Here is a 20009-nt window from a genome sequence, read left to right as displayed (position 1 = left end):
GGATTCATTTGAACCTGTAACTTCTTAATTTTTTGGAGTTTTTATGGCAATCGAGCGCACCCTGTCGATCATCAAGCCGGATGCGGTGGCAAAGAACGTGATCGGCCAGATCTACAGCCGTTTCGAAGGCGCCGGCCTGAAGATCGTCGCATCGCGCATGGCACACCTGTCGCGTGCTGACGCAGAGAAGTTCTACGCGGTTCACGCAGCGCGTCCGTTCTTCAAGGACCTCGTCGATTTCATGATCTCGGGCCCGGTGATGATCCAGGTTCTGGAAGGTGAAGGCGCGATCCTGAAGAACCGCGACCTGATGGGCGCAACGGATCCGAAGAAGGCAGAAAAGGGCACGATCCGCGCCGACTTCGCCGACAGCATCGACGCGAACGCCGTGCACGGCTCGGACGCTGCTGAAACGGCAGCGGTCGAAATCGCGTTCTTCTTCCCGGAAATGAACGTTTACTCGCGCTAAGCCCTGGCTGGCAGCAAGTAGGCAGGATTCAGCGCACGCGGCAAGGCAGCACATCATGACGAGCGAAACTTCCGTCAATCTTCTCGACTTCGATGCCGAGGGTCTTGTCGCGTACTGCGGCAGCCTCGGCGAGAAGCCGTTCCGCGCCAAGCAGTTGCAGCGCTGGATCCACCAGTACAACGCTGGCGACTTCGACGGCATGACCGATCTCGCGAAGTCCTTGAGAGAAAAACTCAAGGGCCGCGCGTCGATCGGCATGCCCGAGATCGCCAGCGATCACGTTTCCGCCGACGGCACGCGCAAGTGGCTGATCGACGTCGGAAACGGCAATGCGGTCGAAACCGTGTTCATCCCGGAAGAGACGCGCGGCACGCTGTGCGTGTCGTCGCAGGCCGGGTGTGCGGTCAACTGCCGCTTCTGTTCGACGGGCAAGCAGGGCTTTTCCCGCAATCTGTCGACAGCTGAAATCATCGGCCAGCTCCGGATGGCCGAATTTGCGTTGCGAGCGTCCCTGGGCCGCGCGCCCGGCCCGAACGGCAAGGCCGAACGGGTCGTCACCAACGTGGTGATGATGGGCATGGGCGAGCCGCTGCTGAATTACAGCGCGGTCGTGCCGGCGATGCGGCTGATGCTCGACGACAACGCGTACGGCCTGTCGCGCCGCCGCGTCACGCTGTCGACGTCCGGCGTGGTGCCGATGATGGACCGCCTCGGCGCCGAGCTGCCGGTCGCGCTGGCCGTGTCGCTGCACGCGCCGAACGATCCGCTGCGCGACGAGCTGGTGCCGCTCAACAAGAAGTATCCGCTGCGCGAGCTGATGGCGGCTTGCCAGCGTTATCTGAAAGTCGCGCCGCGCGACTTCATCACTTTCGAATACTGCATGCTGGACGGCGTCAACGACACCGAAGCGCATGCACGCGAACTGCTGGCCGTCACACGCGACGTGCCGTGCAAGTTCAATCTGATCCCGTTCAATCCGTTTCCGGAATCGGGCCTCATCCGCTCGAAGCCGGAGCAGATCAAGCGCTTTGCACAGGTCCTCATCGACGCGGGTGTCGTCACGACCGTGCGCAAGACGCGCGGCGACGACATCGATGCCGCGTGCGGCCAGCTGGCCGGCGCAGTGAAGGACCGCACGCGCCTCGCGGAACGGACGGGCGCAGCAGGAAAAATCATCGAAGTTCGGGCGATTTGACAGGGATGCCTGGCCGGGGATGCCAGGGCCTTTAAGCGGTACAACACGCGAATAGCGATCGGTCGCGGCGCCTCGGCGTCGCGCATGGTATGGACAGTTGCGGGTGCCGGCCGGCGGGAACCGGCGGCGGCCGCCAGTGAAGAAGAATCGACGCGAGGACAAGGATGAGTGAGCCGCAGCCGTCTAACGGCGCAGAGACGAATGGCGCGAAGCCGGCACCGGCAGGGTTGGAATCGCTTGCGGCAGTCGGCAGCCGACTGGCGCAGCTTCGGGAGACGCGGGGTTGGACCGTCGACGACGTGTCGGCGCGACTCAAGGTCGCACCGCAGAAGCTGCGGGCGCTCGAGGCCGGTGACATCAGCCATTTGCCCGGCGTGACGTTCGCGCTCGGTGTCGTGCGCAGCTACGCGAAGATGCTCGGCGTCGATCCGGAACCGTTCGCGCAGGCGTTGCGCCGTGAGCGCGGGGTGCCGGAAGTCGACCTGTCGATGCCCGCGTCGTCGGGCACGGATCTGCCGCGCGGTCGCGTGTCGATTCCGCTGGGCGGGTCGTCGCGGCATCACCCGTGGCTCTGGGGCACGGGGATCGTCGTCGTCGCGGTGGTTGCCGTACTGATGTGGCACACTGGCGGCGATTCGTCGAGCCTGCTCGCGCGCTTCAAGAGCGGCGATGCGGAGCATGCGTCGGCCGCGAGCGCGCCGGCGGCATCGTCGTCATCCGTCGAAGGGGCGGTTTCGAGCGGTGCGTCTGCGGCAGTCGCGAATGAGGTTCCGGCCCCGGCTGCTGCGTCTGCAGCCCCGGCGCCGGCAGTTGCGTCGGCTGCTCCGGCGCCTGCTCCGGCGCCTGCGCCCGTGGCGCCGGTCGTGACGGCAGCCGCATCGCAGCCCGTCGTGGCAACGTCGGCGGCAAGCACCGCCGCGCCGGCCCAGCCGGCGAGCGTCGCGGTGGCGGCCGGCCAGTCGATGATCGAACTGAAGGTCAAGCAGGACAGCTGGTTCAGCGTGCGCGACAAGAGCGGCAAGGAGCTGTTCTCCGGGCTGGTGCACGGCGGCGAGGCGAAGCAGGTCGCCGGCGACGGTCCGTTCAAGGTCACGATCGGCAACAAGGCGGGCCTCGACGCGATCGCGTTCGACGGAAAACCTGTCGATCCGGCAAAATATTCGGCAGCGCGGGGTAATGTGGCGCGGTTCACGTTGCCCTGACGTCAAGCGCCGTGGCGAAGGCCTGTCGTCGATATCGGCAGGCCGCGAGGGCACGGCGCTTTTTCAATTCATGCGCCGCGTCGCGGCGCATTCCGCGTAAATGGATCTATCGATGCAATCCGAAGCTCAATCCCCACGCAGCAGTCAGATTTGTTCAACCGAGCCGGTGTTCGGCGGGCACCAGCCGCGCCGCGTATCGCATGCGGTGGATGTCCGCTGGGGCGGGCAGCTCGTGACGATCGGCGGCGACGCGCCGGTGCGCGTGCAGTCGATGACGAATACCGACACGGCCGACGCGATCGGCACGGCAATCCAGATCAAGGAACTCGCGAACGCGGGTTCCGAACTGGTGCGCATCACGGTCAACACGCCCGAGGCCGCGGCCGCCGTGCCGGCGATCCGCGAGCAGCTCGACCGCATGGGCGTGACCGTGCCGCTCGTCGGCGATTTCCACTACAACGGCCACCTGCTGCTGCGTGACTACCCGGGCTGCGCCGAGTCGCTGTCGAAGTACCGGATCAACCCGGGCAACGTCGGCCAGGGTGCGAAGCGCGATACGCAGTTCGCGCAGATGATCGAGGCAGCGGCCAAGTACGACAAGCCGGTGCGGATCGGCGTGAACTGGGGCAGTCTCGACCAGGACCTGCTCGCGCGCATGATGGACGAGAACGGTGCGCGTTCGCAGCCGTGGGATGCGCAGAGCGTGATGTACGAGGCGCTGATCCAGTCGGCGATCGGCTCGGCGGAGCGTGCGGTCGAGCTGGGCCTCGGCCGCAACCGCATCATTCTGTCGTGCAAGGTCAGCGGCGTGCAGGACCTGATCGCCGTGTATCGCGAACTCAGCCGCCGCTGCGGCTTTGCGCTGCACCTCGGGCTGACCGAGGCCGGCATGGGCTCGAAGGGCATCGTCGCGTCGACGGCTGCACTCGGCGTGCTGCTGCAGGAAGGGATCGGCGACACGATCCGTATCTCGCTGACGCCGGAACCGGGCGCGTCGCGCACGGGCGAAGTGATCGTCGGCCAGGAAATCCTGCAGACGATGGGCCTGCGCTCGTTCGCGCCGATGGTCATCGCGTGCCCGGGCTGCGGCCGTACGACGAGCACGCTGTTCCAGGAACTCGCGATGCAGATCCAGACCTACCTGCGCGAACAGATGCCGGTCTGGCGCAAGGCGTATCCGGGCGTCGAGAAAATGAACGTCGCGGTGATGGGCTGCATCGTCAACGGCCCGGGCGAATCGAAGCACGCGAACATCGGCATCAGCCTGCCGGGCTCGGGCGAGAACCCGGCCGCGCCGGTCTTCATCGACGGCGAGAAGGTCAAGACGCTGCGCGGCGAGCGGATCGCCGAGGAATTCCAGCAGATCGTCAGCGACTACGTCGAACGCAACTACGGCCGCGCTGAGGCCACGAACTAATTCGTCCACACACACGATGACTGAACAAAAACGCAAGATCGAGAAGCTCACCGGCGTCAAGGGCATGAACGACATCCTTCCGCAGGATGCCGGCCTTTGGGAGTTCTTCGAAGCCACGGTGAAATCGCTGCTGCGCGCCTACGGTTACCAGAACATCCGCACGCCGATCGTCGAGCACACGCAGCTCTTCACGCGCGGCATCGGTGAGGTCACCGACATCGTCGAAAAAGAGATGTACAGCTTCACCGACGCGCTGAACGGCGAGAACCTGACGATGCGCCCGGAAAATACCGCGGCCGTCGTGCGCGCGTCGATCGAGCACAACATGCTGTACGACGGCCCGAAGCGCCTGTGGTACATCGGCCCGATGTTCCGTCACGAGCGTCCGCAGCGCGGCCGCTATCGTCAGTTCCACCAGGTCGGCGTCGAGGCGCTCGGCTTCGCGGGCCCTGATGCGGACGCCGAAATCATCATGATGTGCCAGCGCCTGTGGGACGACCTCGGCCTGACCGGCATCAAGCTCGAGATCAATTCGCTCGGCCTTGCCGAAGAGCGTGCCGCGCATCGCGTCGAACTGATCAAGTACCTCGAGCAGTTCGCCGACGTGCTCGACGAGGATGCGAAGCGCCGCCTGTATACGAACCCGCTGCGCGTGCTCGACACGAAGAACCCCGCGCTGCAGGAAATCGCGCAGAACGCGCCGAAGCTGATCGACTTCCTCGGCGACGAGTCGCGCGCGCACTTCGAAGGGCTGCAGCGCCTGCTGCTCGCGAACAACATTCCGTTCAAGATCAACCCGCGTCTCGTGCGTGGCCTGGACTACTACAACCTGACCGTGTTCGAGTGGGTCACCGACAAGCTCGGCGCGCAGGGCACGGTCGCAGCCGGCGGCCGCTACGATCCGCTGATCGAGCAGCTCGGCGGCAAGCCGACCGCCGCATGCGGCTGGGCGATGGGCATCGAGCGGATCCTCGAGCTGCTGAAGGAAGAGGATCTCGCACCCGAGCAGGAAGGCGTCGACGTGTACGTCGTGCACCAGGGCGAGACCGCGCGTGAACAGGCGTTCATCGCGGCCGAGCGCCTGCGCGACACGGGCCTCGACGTGATCTTCCACTGCAGCGCCGACGGCGCGCCGGCGAGCTTCAAGTCGCAGATGAAACGGGCCGACGCAAGCGGCGCCGCGTTCGCGGTGATCTTCGGTGAAGAAGAGGTCGCAAACGGCACGGTGGGCGTGAAAGCGCTGCGCGGTGCGGGCGGAGACGGGGAAAAGAACGTTCAGCAGACCGTACCGGTCGAAGGCTTGACCGAATTCCTAATCAATGCGATGGTTGCATCCGCCGAAGACGGCGACGACTGATCGCGCTGGCATCCGCTCGACAAGAAAAGCCTGAACAGGAAGGAATCGCTCGCCGATGAGTTACCACGACGAACAAGAATCGATTGAAAGTGTCAAGGCGTGGTGGGCCCGCTGGGGTAACCTCACCACGTGGATCGTGCTCGCGGCGCTCGTCGTCGCGGCCGGTTTCAACGGCTGGAACTACTGGCAGCGCCGTCAGGCTGCCGAGGCGTCCGGGCTGTACGAACAGGTCCAGAAGGCCGCCGCCGCGAACGACAAGGCGACGATCGCTCGCGCGGCCGCCGACATGGAAGACAAGTTCGGCAGCACGCCGTATGCGCAGATGACTGCACTTTCCGCTGCGAAGACGCTGTACGCAGCCGGCGACTCGGCCGGTGCGAAGGCGCAGCTGCAATGGGCCGTCGATCACGCCAAGGATGACGAGTACAAGCAGATCGCGAAGCTGCGTCTCGCGTCGCTGCTGCTCGACGAGAAGGCGTACGATGCGGGCCTCGCGCTGCTGTCGGGTACGCCGGTCGATGCATTCAAGGGCCTCGTGGCCGATCGCCGCGGCGATCTGCTTGCCGCGCAAGGCAAGACCGACGATGCGCGCGCGGCGTACAAGCTCGCGCTCGACGGCCTGTCGAAGGACGACCAGTCTGCGCGTCAGCTCGTGCAGTTCAAGCTGGACGCGCTCGGCGGCTGAACCCCGGTCCCCTCAACCTCTTAACTCTGCTTCGCTAACCGATGAATTTGCTGAAACGTTACGCTGTGCCCGTTGCCTGCGCGGCGGCTGTCCTCGCACTGGCGGCCTGCTCGTCGTCGAAGGACGCGCGCCGCGTGCCGACGCCGCTCACCGAGTTCAAGCCCGTGATGGACGTGCAACAGGTCTGGAAGGCGAGCGTCGGCAAGGGCGGGCGCTACCTGTTCTCGCCGGTGGCCGTGGGCGACGCCGTCTATGCAGCGGGCGAGAACGGTTCGGTCGAGAAGATCGACGCGAAGACGGGCCAGACGCTCTGGCGCGCGAAGGTCGGCTCCGACCTGTCGGCCGGTGTCGGCAGCGATGGCAACCTGACCGCGGTCGGCGCGCTGAAGGGCGGCGTGTTCGTGCTCGGCCCGGACGGCAAGCAACTGTGGAAGACCACAGTGCAGGGCGAGATCTTCTCGCCGCCGCTCGTCGGCAACGGCCTCGTGGTCGTCCGCACGATCGACGGCCAGGTGATCGCGTTCAATGCGCAGACGGGCGAGCAGAAGTGGAACTACCGCAACCGTGCGGTGCCGCTGAACCTGCGCGTGTCGGCCGGCATGACGTTCGCGGGTGACGCGGCGGTGCTGGCGGGCTTCCCCGGCGGCGGGCTGGTCGCGATCAACCTGCAGACGGGCGAGCCGTTCTGGCAGACGCCGGTGTCGTTCCCGAAGGGCGTGACCGAGGTCGAGCGCATCAACGACGTCAGCGGTCCGCCGACGCTCGTGGGCGCGGAAGCCTGCGCGGTGACGTTCCAGGGTCAGCTTGGCTGCTTCGATGCGAACTCGGGCCGCCCGCTGTGGGAAAAGGCGTTCTCGAGCCGTAGCGGCCTCGCGCAGGACGATTCGGTGGTCGCCGGCGGCGACGACTGGTCGGTCGTGACCGCGTACGACGCTGCGTCGGGCAACCAGCTGTGGCGCAACGACAAGCTGAAGAGCCGTGACGTCGGCGTGCCGTATCTGCTCGGGCATGCGGTCGTGTTGGGCGACTACAAGGGCTTCGTGCACTTCCTGTCGCGCGAAGACGGCAGCTTCATCGCACGGATGAAGACCGACGGCAGCGCGATTACGGCGGCGCCGGTCCTCGCGGGCAATACGCTCGTCGTGCAGACGAAGGACGGCGGCCTGTACGGATTCCGTCCGCGCTGACGCGCAGGAAACATGCGCGGCCGCGGCGCGACGGGCTGGTCCCGTGCGCCGCGGCCGCGTGACTTGAAGGCGGCCGGTGCTCCCGGCCGCTCGGTATTTGAAAGGCAGTTCGAGACGAAAGACGATGGCGTGCAACGCGCGCCAGGCGCGCGCATCCGGCGCGGCGCGAATTCGTGATATTTTCATTCAGCGCAGCCGCCCGCAGCAGCGGGCCTCCCGCTGCTGCGCTTCACCGTAGAAAACACAGATGAAACCGGTCATTGCCCTCGTTGGGCGCCCCAATGTGGGGAAATCCACGCTGTTCAACCGGCTCACGCGCTCGCGCGATGCGCTGGTCGCCGACTTGCCGGGCCTGACGCGCGATCGCCATTACGGCGAAGGGCGCGTCGGCGAGCGGCCGTACCTGGTCGTCGACACGGGCGGCTTCGAGCCCGTCGCGAAGGACGGCATCCTGCACGAGATGGCACGCCAGACGCGGCAGGCCGTCGAGGAAGCCGACATCGTCGTGTTCATCGTCGACGGCCGCAACGGGCTCGCGCCGCAGGACAAGTCGATCGCCGACTACCTGCGCAAGACCGGCCGGCCGATCTTCCTCGTCGTCAACAAGGCCGAGGGGATGAAGTACACGGCGGTCGCGACGGACTTCTACGAGCTCGGGCTCGGCGATCCGCGCGCGATCTCGGCTGCGCACGGTGACGGCGTCACCGACATGATCAACGAGGCGCTGGATGTCGCCTATGCGGATCGTCCGGAGGAAGAGGACGAGAACGATCCTTCGCGCGGCATCAAGATCGCGATCGTCGGCCGCCCGAACGTCGGCAAGTCGACGCTCGTGAACGCGCTGATCGGCGAGGATCGCGTGATCGCGTTCGACATGCCGGGCACGACGCGCGATTCGATCTACGTCGACTTCGAGCGTAACGGCAAGAAATACACGCTGATCGACACGGCCGGCCTGCGCCGCCGCGGCAAGGTGTTCGAGGCGATCGAGAAGTTCTCGGTCGTGAAGACGCTGCAGTCGATCTCCGACGCCAACGTGGTCATTCTTCTGCTGGATGCGCAGCAGGACATTTCCGACCAGGACGCACACATCGCCGGCTTCGTCGTCGAACAGGGCCGCGCGCTCGTGATCGGCGTCAACAAGTGGGACGGGCTCGACGAGCATGCGCGCGATCGCGCGAAAGCGGATTTGACCCGCAAGCTGAAATTCCTCGACTTCGCGAAATCGCACTTCATTTCGGCGACGAAGAAGACGGGCATCGGCACGCTGATGCGCTCGGTCGACGACGCGTACGCGGCGGCGATGGCGAAGCTGCCGACGCCGAAGCTCACGCGCGCGCTGATCGAGGCGGTCGAATTCCAGCAGCCGCGCCGTCGCGGCCCGGTGCGTCCGAAGCTGCGCTACGCGCACCAGGGCGGCCAGAATCCGCCGATCATCGTCATCCACGGTAACGCGCTCGACGCCGTGACGGAAACGTACAAGCGTTACCTGGAAAACCGGTTCCGCGAAACTTTCTCGCTGACAGGGACTCCATTGCGCATAGAGTTCCGTTCGTCGAACAATCCGTACGCGGACAAGAGCTGAAGACGTCTGTTACACGCGTCACGCAAGGGGTTGGCCGCAAGGCCTATGCCCCGGGCGGGCCAGGCAAAATCGGCTATAGTGTAGCGATTGGCGCCGGATCTCTTTTTCTTCGCCGCCAGTCCAGATCAACCTGCAAAAAAAGATGGAGTACGCCATGAGCAACAAAGGGCAATTGTTACAAGACCCGTTTTTGAACGCACTGCGCAAAGAGCACGTTCCCGTTTCGATCTACCTCGTCAACGGCATCAAGCTTCAAGGGAACATTGAATCGTTCGACCAGTACGTCGTGTTGCTCCGTAATACGGTGACCCAGATGGTGTACAAGCACGCCATCTCGACGGTCGTGCCGGCGCGCCCGGTGAATTTCCACCCGGACGCGGAAGCCTCGTCCTAACCTATCGCAGCGGCCGGCATCCGGTCGCCGCGAGCGACCGATGCCAGCCGCCTTATCTTGACACCTGAAAATTTGATCAACGCAGCGCTCGTCGGCATCGATTTCGGCAAGACCGATTTCGAAGCCAGTCTCGAAGAACTCAGTCTTCTCGCCTCCAGCGCGGGGGCCCGTCCCGCAGTCACCCTCACGGGTCGTCGCTCCAGTCCCGATGCCAAGATGTTCATCGGCAGCGGCAAAGCCGAAGAACTCCGGCTCGCCTGCGACGCGCACAACGTCGAAATCGTCATCTTCAACCACGCATTGGCGCCGGCCCAGCAACGTAATCTGGAGCAGGCACTTAACAGGCGCGTGGTCGATCGCACCAGTCTCATCCTCGACATCTTTGCCCAGCGTGCCCGCAGCCACGAAGGCAAGCTGCAGGTCGAGCTCGCGCAGCTTCAGTACCTGTCGACGCGGCTCATTCGCGCATGGACCCACCTTGAACGGCAGAAGGGTGGTATCGGCCTGCGCGGCCCCGGTGAAACCCAGCTCGAAACCGACCGCCGGCTGATCGGCGAACGCATCAAGATGCTGAAGTCGCGGCTCGACCGGCTGCGCCGGCAACACAGCACGCAACGCCGCCAGCGCGCGCGCAGCGGCACGATGTCGGTGTCGCTCGTCGGCTATACGAACGCGGGCAAGTCGACGCTGTTCAATGCGCTGACGAAAGCGCAGGCCTACGCGGCCGACCAGCTGTTCGCCACGCTCGATACGACGTCGCGGCGCGTGTACCTCGGCGACGAGGTCGGCCAGATCGTCGTGTCGGATACGGTCGGATTCATCCGCGAGTTGCCTCACCAGCTGGTCGCCGCATTCCGCGCGACCCTCGAGGAAACGATCCACGCGGATCTGCTGCTGCACGTGGTCGATGCGTCGAGCGCGGTCAGGCTTGAACAGATCGAGCAGGTCAATGGCGTGCTGCACGAGATCGGCGCGGACACGATCCGCCAGGTGCTGGTGTTCAACAAGATCGACGCCGTGCCTGAGCTGGCGGCCCGCGGCGACGCGGTCGAGCGGGACGAGTATGGTAATATTTCGCGCGTCTTTTTGAGCGCGCGCACCGGTCAGGGTCTTGACGCGTTGCGTGCCGCCATCGCCGAAATCGCCTCCGCGGAACACCTTTCCAGCGCGACGTTACCCAACGGCGCGCTCGACGGCGCCCCCGCTGAACCACACGAAGACCACACGATTTCCGAACACGGGCGCTAACCGGTCCCGGCCGGTTCGTCGGCGTCTAATCTGGTGAACAAACTCTGGTGAACGAATACAACGAGCGGAGTACCTGGCGGCGGATGCGCGCCTTGCTGTCGATCAACGATCCCCGCTGGGGACGCGGCGAAGGCAATGGCAAAGACGGATCCCGTCCCCGCCCGAACGAATCGAAGCGTCCGCAAGGCGGCGACGGCGATGGTCCGCCCGATCTCGACGAGATGTGGCGCAACTTCAACCGGCGGCTGAACGGCCTGTTCGGCGGCAAGGGCGGCAACGGCTTCCGTCCTGACAACGGGCGAGCCGCGCGCGTCGGCGTCGGCATCGTGATCGGCGTGCTGGTCGCGGTCTACGCGGGCAGCGGGCTGTTCGTCGTGCAGGAAGGGCAGACGGGCGTCGTGCTCCAGCTCGGCAAGCTGTCGGGCACGGTCGGCCAGGGCGTGCACTGGCGTGCGCCTTATCCGTTCGCGTCGCACGAGATCGTCGATACGTCGCAGGTCCGCTCGATCGAAATCGGCCGCAACAACGTCGTGCGTCTCGCGAACGTGAAGGAAGCGGCGATGCTGACGCGCGACGCCGATATCGTCGACGTGCGCTTCATCGTCCAGTACCGCATTCGTTCCGCGACCGATTACCTGTTCCGCAGTGTCGACCCCGAGCGCAGCGTCTCGCAGGCCGCCCAGGCCGCGGTACGTGCGATCGTCGGCACGCGCAGCGCGGCCGACGTGCTGAACCAGGACCGCGACGCGCTGCGCGAGCAGCTCTCCGCCGCGATCCAGCGCGATCTCGATCGCTACCAGTCGGGGCTCGAGGTGACGGCCGTCACGATGCAGAGCGTTGCGGCGCCCGAGCAGACGCAGGCCGCGTACGGTGAAGTCGCGAAGGCGCGTGATGAGCGCGAGGCCGCGAAGCGCGCCGCGCAAGCATATGCAAACGACCTGCTGCCGAAGGCGCAGGGCGATGCGGCGAAGCTCGTCGACGAAGCGAAGGCGTATGCCGATCGCGTGGTCACGGAAGCCGAAGGCGATGCCGACCGCTTCAAGCAGGTCTATGCGCAGTACTCGAAGGCGCCCGCGGTGATCCGCGAGCGGATGTATCTCGAGACGATGCAGGAAATCTATTCGAATTCGACGAAGGTGTTCGTCGGCAACAAGGGCGGCAACAGCGTCGTGTATCTGCCGCTCGACAAGCTCGTCGAGCAGGGGCGACAAAACGCCGCGACGTCCACGGGCGCATCCGCACCCGACGCCGCGTCGGCACCGGCGGCTGCCGCGCCGGCTGCAGCGGCACCCGCGAGTGCGGCGTCGGCCGTGGCGGCGTCGGGCACCGACGTGCTGCGATCGCGCGAGGCGTTTCGCAGCCGGTCGCGCGAAGACGATCTGAAGTAACGGGGAGCGAGAACATGAACCGAATCATTGCGCTCGTCGTCGCAATCGTGATCGTTGCCTTCGCGGCATCGTCAACCGTCCTTACCGTCGATCCGCGCCATGCGGCCGTGCTGTCGGGGCGCGATGGCGCGCAGCCCGAACTGGCGGGCCCTGGCATCCATTTCAAATTGCCGCCGCCGCTGCAGACGGCCACGCTGATCGACACGCGCCTGCAATCGCTCGAGTCGTCGGATCCGCTGCAACTGGCAACGGAAGACAAGCGCGACCTGCTCGTCGCCTACGCGGTGAAGTACCGGATCAGCGATCCGATGAAGTATTTCACGACGACGGGCGGTGACCCGTCGGCAGCCGGCGATCGTCTCGCCGGCGCGCTGAAGAGCGCACTCGGTGACGCGTTCGGCAAGCGCGCGCTCGACGACGCGCTCGGCGGCCAGCGTGCGATCGCCGATGCGGCCCGCGACGAAGTGAAGGCGAAGGCATCCGGTTTCGGCGTCGACGTGGTCGACGTCCAGCTGACGCGCGTCGACTTGCCGGCCGCGCAGACCGATGTCGTCTATCAGCGGATGATCGGCGCGCTGCGCGATCAGGCGGCGCAGGTGCGTGCGCAAGGCGCGGCCGACGTCGAGCAGATCAAGGCGGACGCCGAACGCGAACAGCAGGCCGTGCTCGCGAACGCGTACAAGTCCGCGCAGACGATCAAGGGCGAGGGCGACGCGAAGGCCGCGACGATTGCCGCCGACGCGTTCGGCCGCGATCCGCAGTTCTACCAGTTCTACGCGAGCCTGCAGGCTTACCGGAACACGTTCAAGCGCAACGACATCATCGTCGTCGACCCCGACAGCGAGTTCTTCCGCTTCATGCGCAGCCCGACGGGCGGTGCCGCACCGGCGGCGCCTGCTCCCCGCAAACACTGACCTTGGGGCGCCGCGTCGAGCGGCGCCGTCGCTCGCATGGACCTGGCTGGCTCGTTGTTGCTCGCAGTAGCGCTGATGCTGATCATCGAGGGGGCGTTCCCCTTCGTGTTTCCCGTCGCCTGGCGCGACACGTTTCGTAGAATAGCTGAGCGGCCGCCGCATCATATCCGGATCGGCGGGCTGATCGTGATGGTGCTCGGGCTCATACTGCTGCTGCTCGCGACCTGACCGCAGACTTGATCCGGACGGCTTATCCGCCGTTCGTCCCGCCCGAATTCAGAATTTCCGATTCATATCGCGGCGCGCGTGTCGCGCGCTGTTTCCCGTCGTAGGACCGTACCGATGTCGACCTGGTTACTTCCCGAGAATATCGCCGACGTACTGCCGTCGGAAGCGCGCAAGATCGAGGAGCTGCGCCGCAGGCTGCTCGACCGCTTCCGTTCGTATGGCTACGAAATGGTGATGCCGCCGCTGCTCGAGTATCTCGAATCGCTGCTGACGAGCGGCGGTGCAGACCTGCGCCTGCGCACCTTCAAGCTGGTTGACCAGCTGTCGGGTCGCACCCTCGGCCTGCGTGCGGACATCACGCCGCAGGTCGCGCGGATCGACGCGCACCTGTTGAACCGCCAGGGCGTGACGCGCCTCTGCTATGCGGGCCACGTGATGCATACGCGTCCGCGCGGCCTGCACGCGACGCGCGAGCAGATCCAGATCGGCGCCGAAATTTACGGGCATGCCGGGCTGGAAGCCGACCTCGAGATCCAGCAGCTGATGCTCGACGCGCTGCATCTCGCGGGCCTGTCGCGCATTCGTCTCGACCTCGGCCACGCGGGCGTGCTCGCGGCGCTGCTGGCGCGCGATGCGCAGGCCGCCGAGCGCGGCGAGTCGCTGTACGACGCGCTGTCGGGCAAGGACGTGCCGCTGCTGAACGAGCTCACCGACGATCTCGGCGCCGATACGCGCGCCGCGCTGCGCGCGCTGCCGCATCTCTATGGCGACGCAAGCGTGCTCGCCGAGGCGCGCACACGCTTGCCGGTGCTGCCCGAAATCACGCGGGCGCTCGACGATCTGGCGCAGCTCGCGGCACAGGCGAAAGGTGCCGAAGTGGCGATCGATCTCGGCGACCTGCGCGGCTATGCATATCACAGCGGTGCGATGTTCAGCGCCTACATCGACGGCGTGCCGAACGCGATCGCGCGGGGCGGCCGCTACGACCACGTCGGCCAGGCGTACGGCCGCGCCCGTCCTGCTACGGGCTTCTCGCTCGACCTGCGTGAGCTCGCGCGGATTTCGCCGGTCGAGGCGCGCGGCACCGCGATTCTCGCGCCGTGGGCGCAGGACGACGCGCTGAGCGCGGCCGTCGCGGCGCTGCGCGATGCGGGTGAGGTCGTGATCCAGGCGCTGCCGGGCCACGATCATGTGCTCGACGAGTTCGCGTGCGACCGTTCGCTCGTCGAGCGCAACGGCGCATGGGTGGTCGAACCCCGATAAACAGGCGTTCGCGGGACGTGCTTCGGCGTGCATATCGTTGAAGCGAAACGGAAAAATTCGGAATCGCCCGCGAACATAGGTAGAATACGTTTTTAACCAGCTAACGAATCAACATGTCTGCCAGCGCAGTGAACGTGACTCCCGGGCGCAATGTCGTCGTCGTGGGAACGCAATGGGGTGATGAAGGCAAGGGCAAGATCGTCGACTGGCTGACGGACCACGCTCAGGGCGTCGTGCGTTTCCAGGGCGGTCACAACGCCGGCCACACCCTCATCATCGGCGGCAAGAAAACGATCTTGCGCCTCATTCCGTCGGGCATCATGCGTGAAGGCGTCGCCTGCTACATCGGCAACGGCGTCGTCCTGTCCCCCGAAGCACTGTTCAAGGAAATCGGCGAGCTGGAAGAAGCGGGCGTGAACGTGCGCGATCGCTTGTTCATTTCCGAAGCCACGACGCTGATCCTGCCGTACCACATCGCGATCGACCAGGCGCGCGAAGCGCGCAAGGGCGCGGGCAAGATCGGCACGACGGGCCGCGGCATCGGCCCCGCGTACGAAGACAAGGTCGGCCGCCGCGCGCTGCGCGTGCAGGACCTGTTCGACGCGAAGACCTTCGCTGACCGCCTGCGCGAAAACCTCGATTTCCACAACTTCGTGCTGACCCAGTACCTGGGCGGCGCGGCTGTCGATTTCCAGGCCACGCTCGACACGATGCTGGGCTATGCAGACCGCCTGAAGCCGATGGTGGCCGACGTGTCGCGCCGCCTGTACGACGCGAACAATGCGGGCCAGAACCTGCTGTTCGAAGGCGCACAAGGCACGCTGCTCGACATCGACCACGGCACCTATCCGTTCGTCACGTCGAGCAACTGCGTCGCAGGTGCGGCATCGGCTGGCGCGGGCGTGGGTCCGCAGAAGCTCAACTACATCCTCGGCATCACGAAGGCCTATTGCACGCGCGTCGGCTCGGGCCCGTTCCCGAGCGAACTGTACGATGCGGACAATCCGCAGCGTCAGGACCAGGTTGGCGTCACGCTCGCGAACGTCGGCAAGGAATTCGGTTCGGTCACCGGCCGTCCGCGCCGCACCGGCTGGCTCGACGCAGCCGCGCTGCGCCGCTCGATCCAGATCAACGGCGTGTCGGGCCTGTGCATGACGAAACTCGACGTGCTCGACGGCCTCGACGAAGTCAAGCTGTGCGTCGGCTACAAGATCGACGGCAAGGATGTGGACATCCTGCCGCGCGGCGCCGCTGACGTGGCACGTTGCGAGCCGGTATACGAAACGTTTGCCGGCTGGAAGGAAAGCACGGTCGGCATCAAGACGTGGGAAGCACTGCCGGCGAACGCACAGGCTTACCTGACCCGCGTCCAGGAAGTGGCTGGCGTGCCGGTCGACATGGTGTCGACGGGTCCGGACCGCGACGAAACGATCCTGCTCCGCCATCCGTTCAAGGTGTAATTTTCAGATGACGCAGCAAATCACGATGACGGCGGCAGACTTGATGACCGATCCGCGCAACGACGACAAGAACCTGTGGGTAGGCTGGGACGAGTATCACCGTCTCATCGAGCTGCTCGCGCTCCAGGTGCATGCATCGGGCTGGAAGTTCGACCAGATCCTGTGCCTTGCGCGCGGCGGTCTGCGCGTCGGCGATCAACTGTCGCGTATCTACGACGTGCCGCTCGCGATCCTCGCGACGAGTTCGTACCGTGAAGCGGCCGGCACGGAGCAGGGCGACCTCGACATCGCGCAGTACATCACGATGACGCGCGGCAACCTGGCGGGCAACGTGCTGCTGGTCGACGATCTCGTCGATTCGGGCGTCACGCTTGCGCGCGTGCAGGAGCATCTGAAGGAGCGCTATCCGTCGGTGACGGCCGTGCGCTCGGCCGTGCTCTGGTACAAGGGTTGCTCGAAGGTCAAGCCCGACTATCACACGCAGTTCCTGCCGACGAATCCGTGGATTCATCAGCCGTTCGAGGAGTGGGACACGGTTCGCCCGCACAACCTCGAGGCGTGGATCAAGCGCGGTCGCGCGCAGCGCGACGGCTCGGGCGCATAAGCGGCCGGCCAATCGACGAAAAGCCTTGTACGGCGCCGCTTGCGGCGCCGTTTTTCATTGGGGCGCCATCCTTGCCGGCACCGCGCGAACCGTGGATCCGGTAGGCAGGCGCCGCTGCCCCGGCTATGATTGGCAGCCCTGCCACAGCTCGCGCCGGATTGCATGCGCAGCGTGGATCACGTGGTGACAAGGCAACAGAGCAGGGCGGCGTTTCACGGGGGCGCGAGTAGAATAGCGCTCGTTTTGTCCGACCCGGACCCGATTATTACGCTTCATATGAACGACACGATCCACGCGACCGACGCAGCACACGCGCCGCATTCGACGCAACAACACTCGATGCGGGCGCTAGCGATAGCAGCCATCGGCGTCGTGTTCGGCGACATCGGCACCAGCCCGCTGTATTCGCTCAAGGAGGCGTTCAGCCCCGCACACGGCATTCCGCTCACCGAAGGATCGATTCTCGGCGTGATCTCGCTGCTGTTCTGGGCAATCATCCTGGTGGTCGGCATCAAGTACCTGCTGTTCGTGATGCGCGCGGACAACAACGGCGAAGGCGGCGTGCTCGCGCTGATGGCGCTGTCATTGCGGCCGCTCGACTCGAAGACCCGCGTCGCGGGCGCGCTGATGGCGCTCGGGATCTTCGGCGCGTGCATGTTCTACGGGGACGCGGTGATCACGCCGGCGATCTCGGTGATGTCGGCGGTCGAAGGTCTCGAAATCGCGACACCACACCTGTCCCATCTCGTGCTGCCGATCACGATCGTGATCCTGATCGCGCTGTTCTGGATCCAGCGTCACGGGACCGCGCTGGTCGGGAAGCTGTTCGGCCCGATCATGGTGCTGTGGTTCGTCGTGATCGCGGCACTCGGCGTGTACCACATCGTGCGCGTGCCGGGCATCATGGCCGCCATCAACCCGTATTACGCGGCGTCGTTCATGGCCGATCACCTGCTGCAGGCGTACGTCGTGCTCGGCTCGGTCGTGCTGGTGCTGACCGGTGCGGAAGCGCTCTACGCGGACATGGGCCACTTCGGCGCGAAGCCGATCCGCATCGCCGCCTACGGGCTCGTGATGCCGTCGCTCGTGCTGAACTACTTCGGCCAGGGCGCGCTGCTGATCCAGAACCCGAAGGCGATCGAGAACCCGTTCTTCCTGCTGGCACCCGAATGGGGGCTGCTGCCGCTCGTCGTGCTGTCGACGGTCGCGACCGTGATCGCATCGCAGGCGGTGATCTCGGGCGCGTATTCGCTGACGTCGCAGGCCATCCAGCTCGGCTACGTGCCGCGCATGAAGGTGCTGCACACGTCGGAACTCGCGATCGGCCAGATCTACGTGCCGGTCGTGAACTGGCTGCTGCTGTTCGTGATCCTCTGCATCGTCATCGGCTTCAAGAGCTCCGACAACCTCGCGGCCGCGTACGGTATCGCGGTGACTGCGACGATGGTGATCACGACCGTGCTCGCCGCGGTCGTGATGGTGAAGGTGTGGAACTGGAACCGGCTGCTGGTCGGCGCGATCATCGCGGTGTTTCTCGCAGTCGACCTCGGCTTCTTCGGCGCGAACCTGCTGAAGGTCGCGCAGGGCGGCTGGTTGCCGCTCGGCATCGGCGCGCTGCTGTTCTTCCTGCTGATGACCTGGTACAAGGGGCGTCACATCGTCAAGGAGCGCACGGCGGCCGACGGTATCCCGCTCGAGCCGTTCCTGCAGGGGCTGCTCGCGCATCCGCCGCATCGCGTGTCGGGTACCGCGATCTACCTGACCGGCAACGACAAGCTCGTGCCCGTCAGCCTGCTGCACAACCTGAAGCACAACAAGGTGCTGCACGAGCGCACCATTTTCCTCACGTTCGTCACGCGCGACTTTCCTTACGTGCGCGACGACAAGCGTCAGTCCTCGCGTGATGCGGGCGGCGGGCTGTATATCGTCAAGGCCGAGTACGGCTTCAACGAGACGCCGGACGTGAAGGCCGTGCTCGAGGAATTCGGCCGCACGCACGACATGACGTTCGAGCTGATGGACACGTCGTTCTTCCTCGCGCGCGAAACGGTCGTGCCGACGCATCTGCCCGGGATGTCGATCTGGCGCGAGCGCGTGTTCGCCTGGATGCACCAGAATGCCGCGAAGCCGACCGACTTCTTCTCGATCCCCGCAAACCGCGTGGTCGAACTCGGGACGAAGATCGAGATCTGACACAAGGTGTGGCGCGTAGGCCGTCGGGCCGCGCGCCGTGTTTGCCGAAGTCGTAAAAAAGCCCGCCTTTCGGCGGGCTTAATAGGATGGTCAGCCCGATCCTCACTCAGTGGACTACGCTGAGTGAGGATTTTGTCCTTCTGGAGGGCCATCATGGACACGGTATCGCTGATCGGAATCGATCTCGGCAAGCACTGCTTCCACCTGCATGGACAGGATGCGTCAGGCAGGATGGTGTTCCGTAAAAAGCTCACGCGTAGCCAGATGTTCACGCTGCTGGGCAATTTTCCGCGTTGCATTGTGGTCATGGAGGCCTGCGCCGGTGCTCACTGGATCGCACGTCGACTTCAAGCGCTGGGCCATGAGGCCAAGCTGATTTCTCCGCAATTCGTCAAACCGTTCCGGCAAGGCAACAAGAACGATTTCGCGGACGCCCAGGCGATCTGCGAAGCAGCCGCTCGTTCGAGCATGCGTTTCGTGAGCCCGCACAACGAAGCCCAGCAGATCGTTTCAGCCTTGCACCGTGTGCGCGAGCGGCTGGTGCGTGACCGCACCGGCACGATCAATCAGATTCATGCGTTTCTGTTGGAGTTCGGTATCAGCTTGCCGCGCGGCATGGCAGTGATCCGGCGACTGCCTGCCGTGCTCGAGGCAGAATCGTTGCCGCCGAGGCTGGTGGTCGTGCTCGAACGTTTGCAGGCGCACTTCAAGTATCTGGACGAGCAGATCCACCAGCTCGAACGTGAGTTGCTTACCCAGCTACACGAGGATGAACGCAGCGAACGACTGCTCGAGATTCCTGGCATTGGCCCGATGACCGCCAGCGTGTTGATGTCAGAGTTGGGCGATGCTCAGCAATATGGCTCAGCAAGGCAGTTTGCAGCTTCGGTCGGTCTGGTGCCGCGGCAGTACAGCACCGGCGGCAAACCAACGCTACTGGGCATCAGCAAGCGTGGCGACAAGGAACTGCGACGGCTGCTGGTGCAATGTGCGCGGGCCGTCATGCAGCGCATCGAGCACCGCACGGATGCATTGGGCGTCTGGATTCGCAGCCTGTTGGCGCGACGACACTCGAACGTGGTGGCCTGTGCCCTGGCCAACAAACTGGCGAGGATCGCCTGGGCCATCCTCGCCAAAGGGACACACTACCGGAGCATCGAGGCTGTTCCCTCAGTCTGACGCTTCCTATCGCTTACGGCTTCAGTTTCAGTAGTCACCTC

The 20009-nt window shown here is 65.2% G+C and carries 18 protein-coding genes; all 18 read left to right on the top strand.

The window, feature by feature from the left end:
* Positions 1 to 43 precede the first annotated feature (43 nt).
* The 18 genes from ndk (at position 44) to CFB45_RS10430 (ending at position 19968) form a co-directional block, all read left to right on the top strand.
* Positions 44 to 469, top strand: coding sequence for a nucleoside-diphosphate kinase (ndk, locus tag CFB45_RS10520; protein WP_006478674.1), 426 nt, complete (start codon positions 44 to 46; stop codon positions 467 to 469).
* Between the two features lie 55 nt (positions 470 to 524).
* Positions 525 to 1664: a 23S rRNA (adenine(2503)-C(2))-methyltransferase RlmN gene (gene rlmN, locus CFB45_RS10515; protein ID WP_046545853.1), complete on the top strand. Its 1140-nt coding sequence runs from the start codon at positions 525 to 527 to the stop codon at positions 1662 to 1664.
* Between the two features lie 164 nt (positions 1665 to 1828).
* Entirely contained in the window at positions 1829 to 2866 is a 1038-nt protein-coding gene (locus CFB45_RS10510) for a helix-turn-helix domain-containing protein (protein WP_089425559.1), read from the top strand.
* A 112-nt stretch (positions 2867 to 2978) separates the two neighbouring features.
* Positions 2979 to 4283 (top strand): flavodoxin-dependent (E)-4-hydroxy-3-methylbut-2-enyl-diphosphate synthase, encoded by a 1305-nt coding sequence (ispG, locus tag CFB45_RS10505; RefSeq protein WP_089425933.1) that lies wholly within the window; start codon positions 2979 to 2981, stop codon positions 4281 to 4283.
* 16 nt (positions 4284 to 4299) lie between these two features.
* Complete coding sequence (gene hisS / locus CFB45_RS10500; RefSeq protein ID WP_039360260.1) at positions 4300 to 5640, top strand: histidine--tRNA ligase; 1341 nt, start codon at positions 4300 to 4302, stop codon at positions 5638 to 5640.
* Between the two features lie 55 nt (positions 5641 to 5695).
* Positions 5696 to 6325, top strand: coding sequence for a tetratricopeptide repeat protein (locus CFB45_RS10495; RefSeq protein WP_039360256.1), 630 nt, complete (start codon positions 5696 to 5698; stop codon positions 6323 to 6325).
* Positions 6326 to 6366: 41 nt separating this feature from the next.
* Complete coding sequence (bamB, locus tag CFB45_RS10490) at positions 6367 to 7512, top strand: outer membrane protein assembly factor BamB (RefSeq protein ID WP_089425558.1); 1146 nt, start codon at positions 6367 to 6369, stop codon at positions 7510 to 7512.
* 247 nt (positions 7513 to 7759) lie between these two features.
* Positions 7760 to 9097 carry a ribosome biogenesis GTPase Der gene (gene der / locus CFB45_RS10480; RefSeq protein WP_046545849.1) on the top strand — a complete coding sequence of 446 codons (1338 nt, stop codon included), beginning with the start codon at positions 7760 to 7762 and terminating at the stop codon, positions 9095 to 9097.
* Positions 9098 to 9251: 154 nt separating this feature from the next.
* Positions 9252 to 9491, top strand: coding sequence for an RNA chaperone Hfq (gene hfq, locus CFB45_RS10475; RefSeq protein ID WP_006399927.1), 240 nt, complete (start codon positions 9252 to 9254; stop codon positions 9489 to 9491).
* A 72-nt stretch (positions 9492 to 9563) separates the two neighbouring features.
* The gene (gene hflX / locus CFB45_RS10470) at positions 9564 to 10739 is read left to right on the top strand and encodes a GTPase HflX (RefSeq protein WP_174946413.1); all 1176 of its coding nucleotides are present in this window, start codon (positions 9564 to 9566) and stop codon (positions 10737 to 10739) included.
* A 47-nt stretch (positions 10740 to 10786) separates the two neighbouring features.
* The gene (gene hflK / locus CFB45_RS10465; RefSeq protein WP_089425556.1) at positions 10787 to 12127 is read left to right on the top strand and encodes an FtsH protease activity modulator HflK; all 1341 of its coding nucleotides are present in this window, start codon (positions 10787 to 10789) and stop codon (positions 12125 to 12127) included.
* A 14-nt stretch (positions 12128 to 12141) separates the two neighbouring features.
* On the top strand, positions 12142 to 13041 hold the full coding sequence (gene hflC, locus CFB45_RS10460; protein ID WP_089425555.1) for a protease modulator HflC: 900 nt from the start codon (positions 12142 to 12144) through the stop codon (positions 13039 to 13041).
* Between the two features lie 36 nt (positions 13042 to 13077).
* Positions 13078 to 13269 (top strand): DUF2065 domain-containing protein, encoded by a 192-nt coding sequence (locus CFB45_RS10455; protein ID WP_011352254.1) that lies wholly within the window; start codon positions 13078 to 13080, stop codon positions 13267 to 13269.
* A gap of 114 nt (positions 13270 to 13383) precedes the next feature.
* A complete protein-coding gene (locus tag CFB45_RS10450) occupies positions 13384 to 14532 on the top strand; it encodes an ATP phosphoribosyltransferase regulatory subunit (RefSeq protein WP_011352253.1) in 1149 nt (382 codons plus the stop codon).
* Between the two features lie 113 nt (positions 14533 to 14645).
* Entirely contained in the window at positions 14646 to 15992 is a 1347-nt protein-coding gene (locus tag CFB45_RS10445) for an adenylosuccinate synthase (RefSeq protein WP_039360238.1), read from the top strand.
* Positions 15993 to 15999: 7 nt separating this feature from the next.
* The gene (locus tag CFB45_RS10440; RefSeq protein ID WP_011352251.1) at positions 16000 to 16596 is read left to right on the top strand and encodes a phosphoribosyltransferase; all 597 of its coding nucleotides are present in this window, start codon (positions 16000 to 16002) and stop codon (positions 16594 to 16596) included.
* A gap of 276 nt (positions 16597 to 16872) precedes the next feature.
* Positions 16873 to 18789, top strand: a complete 1917-nt coding sequence (locus CFB45_RS10435) for a potassium transporter Kup (protein ID WP_069248096.1) — start codon at positions 16873 to 16875, stop codon at positions 18787 to 18789.
* A gap of 153 nt (positions 18790 to 18942) precedes the next feature.
* The gene (locus CFB45_RS10430; RefSeq protein WP_089425898.1) at positions 18943 to 19968 is read left to right on the top strand and encodes an IS110 family transposase; all 1026 of its coding nucleotides are present in this window, start codon (positions 18943 to 18945) and stop codon (positions 19966 to 19968) included.
* Positions 19969 to 20009: the final 41 nt, after the last annotated feature.

Origin of the sequence: Burkholderia sp. HI2500, assembly GCF_002223055.1 — a bacterium.
GTDB lineage: Bacteria > Pseudomonadota > Gammaproteobacteria > Burkholderiales > Burkholderiaceae > Burkholderia.
Note: the sequence above shows the minus strand (reverse complement) of the source record. Positions and strands in the feature narration are given on the sequence as shown.

What these genes read in the sequence shown, in the direction of transcription:
- ndk (WP_006478674.1), top strand. Translation starts at nt 44, where the DNA reads ATGGCAATCGAGCGCACCCTGTCGATCATCAAGCCGGATGCGGTGGCA.
- rlmN (WP_046545853.1), top strand. Translation starts at nt 525, where the DNA reads ATGACGAGCGAAACTTCCGTCAATCTTCTCGACTTCGATGCCGAGGGT.
- CFB45_RS10510 (WP_089425559.1), top strand. Translation starts at nt 1,829, where the DNA reads ATGAGTGAGCCGCAGCCGTCTAACGGCGCAGAGACGAATGGCGCGAAG.
- ispG (WP_089425933.1), top strand. Translation starts at nt 2,979, where the DNA reads ATGCAATCCGAAGCTCAATCCCCACGCAGCAGTCAGATTTGTTCAACC.
- hisS (WP_039360260.1), top strand. Translation starts at nt 4,300, where the DNA reads ATGACTGAACAAAAACGCAAGATCGAGAAGCTCACCGGCGTCAAGGGC.
- CFB45_RS10495 (WP_039360256.1), top strand. Translation starts at nt 5,696, where the DNA reads ATGAGTTACCACGACGAACAAGAATCGATTGAAAGTGTCAAGGCGTGG.
- bamB (WP_089425558.1), top strand. Translation starts at nt 6,367, where the DNA reads ATGAATTTGCTGAAACGTTACGCTGTGCCCGTTGCCTGCGCGGCGGCT.
- der (WP_046545849.1), top strand. Translation starts at nt 7,760, where the DNA reads ATGAAACCGGTCATTGCCCTCGTTGGGCGCCCCAATGTGGGGAAATCC.
- hfq (WP_006399927.1), top strand. Translation starts at nt 9,252, where the DNA reads ATGAGCAACAAAGGGCAATTGTTACAAGACCCGTTTTTGAACGCACTG.
- hflC (WP_089425555.1), top strand. Translation starts at nt 12,142, where the DNA reads ATGAACCGAATCATTGCGCTCGTCGTCGCAATCGTGATCGTTGCCTTC.
- CFB45_RS10455 (WP_011352254.1), top strand. Translation starts at nt 13,078, where the DNA reads ATGGACCTGGCTGGCTCGTTGTTGCTCGCAGTAGCGCTGATGCTGATC.
- CFB45_RS10450 (WP_011352253.1), top strand. Translation starts at nt 13,384, where the DNA reads ATGTCGACCTGGTTACTTCCCGAGAATATCGCCGACGTACTGCCGTCG.
- CFB45_RS10445 (WP_039360238.1), top strand. Translation starts at nt 14,646, where the DNA reads ATGTCTGCCAGCGCAGTGAACGTGACTCCCGGGCGCAATGTCGTCGTC.
- CFB45_RS10440 (WP_011352251.1), top strand. Translation starts at nt 16,000, where the DNA reads ATGACGCAGCAAATCACGATGACGGCGGCAGACTTGATGACCGATCCG.
- CFB45_RS10435 (WP_069248096.1), top strand. Translation starts at nt 16,873, where the DNA reads ATGAACGACACGATCCACGCGACCGACGCAGCACACGCGCCGCATTCG.
- CFB45_RS10430 (WP_089425898.1), top strand. Translation starts at nt 18,943, where the DNA reads ATGGACACGGTATCGCTGATCGGAATCGATCTCGGCAAGCACTGCTTC.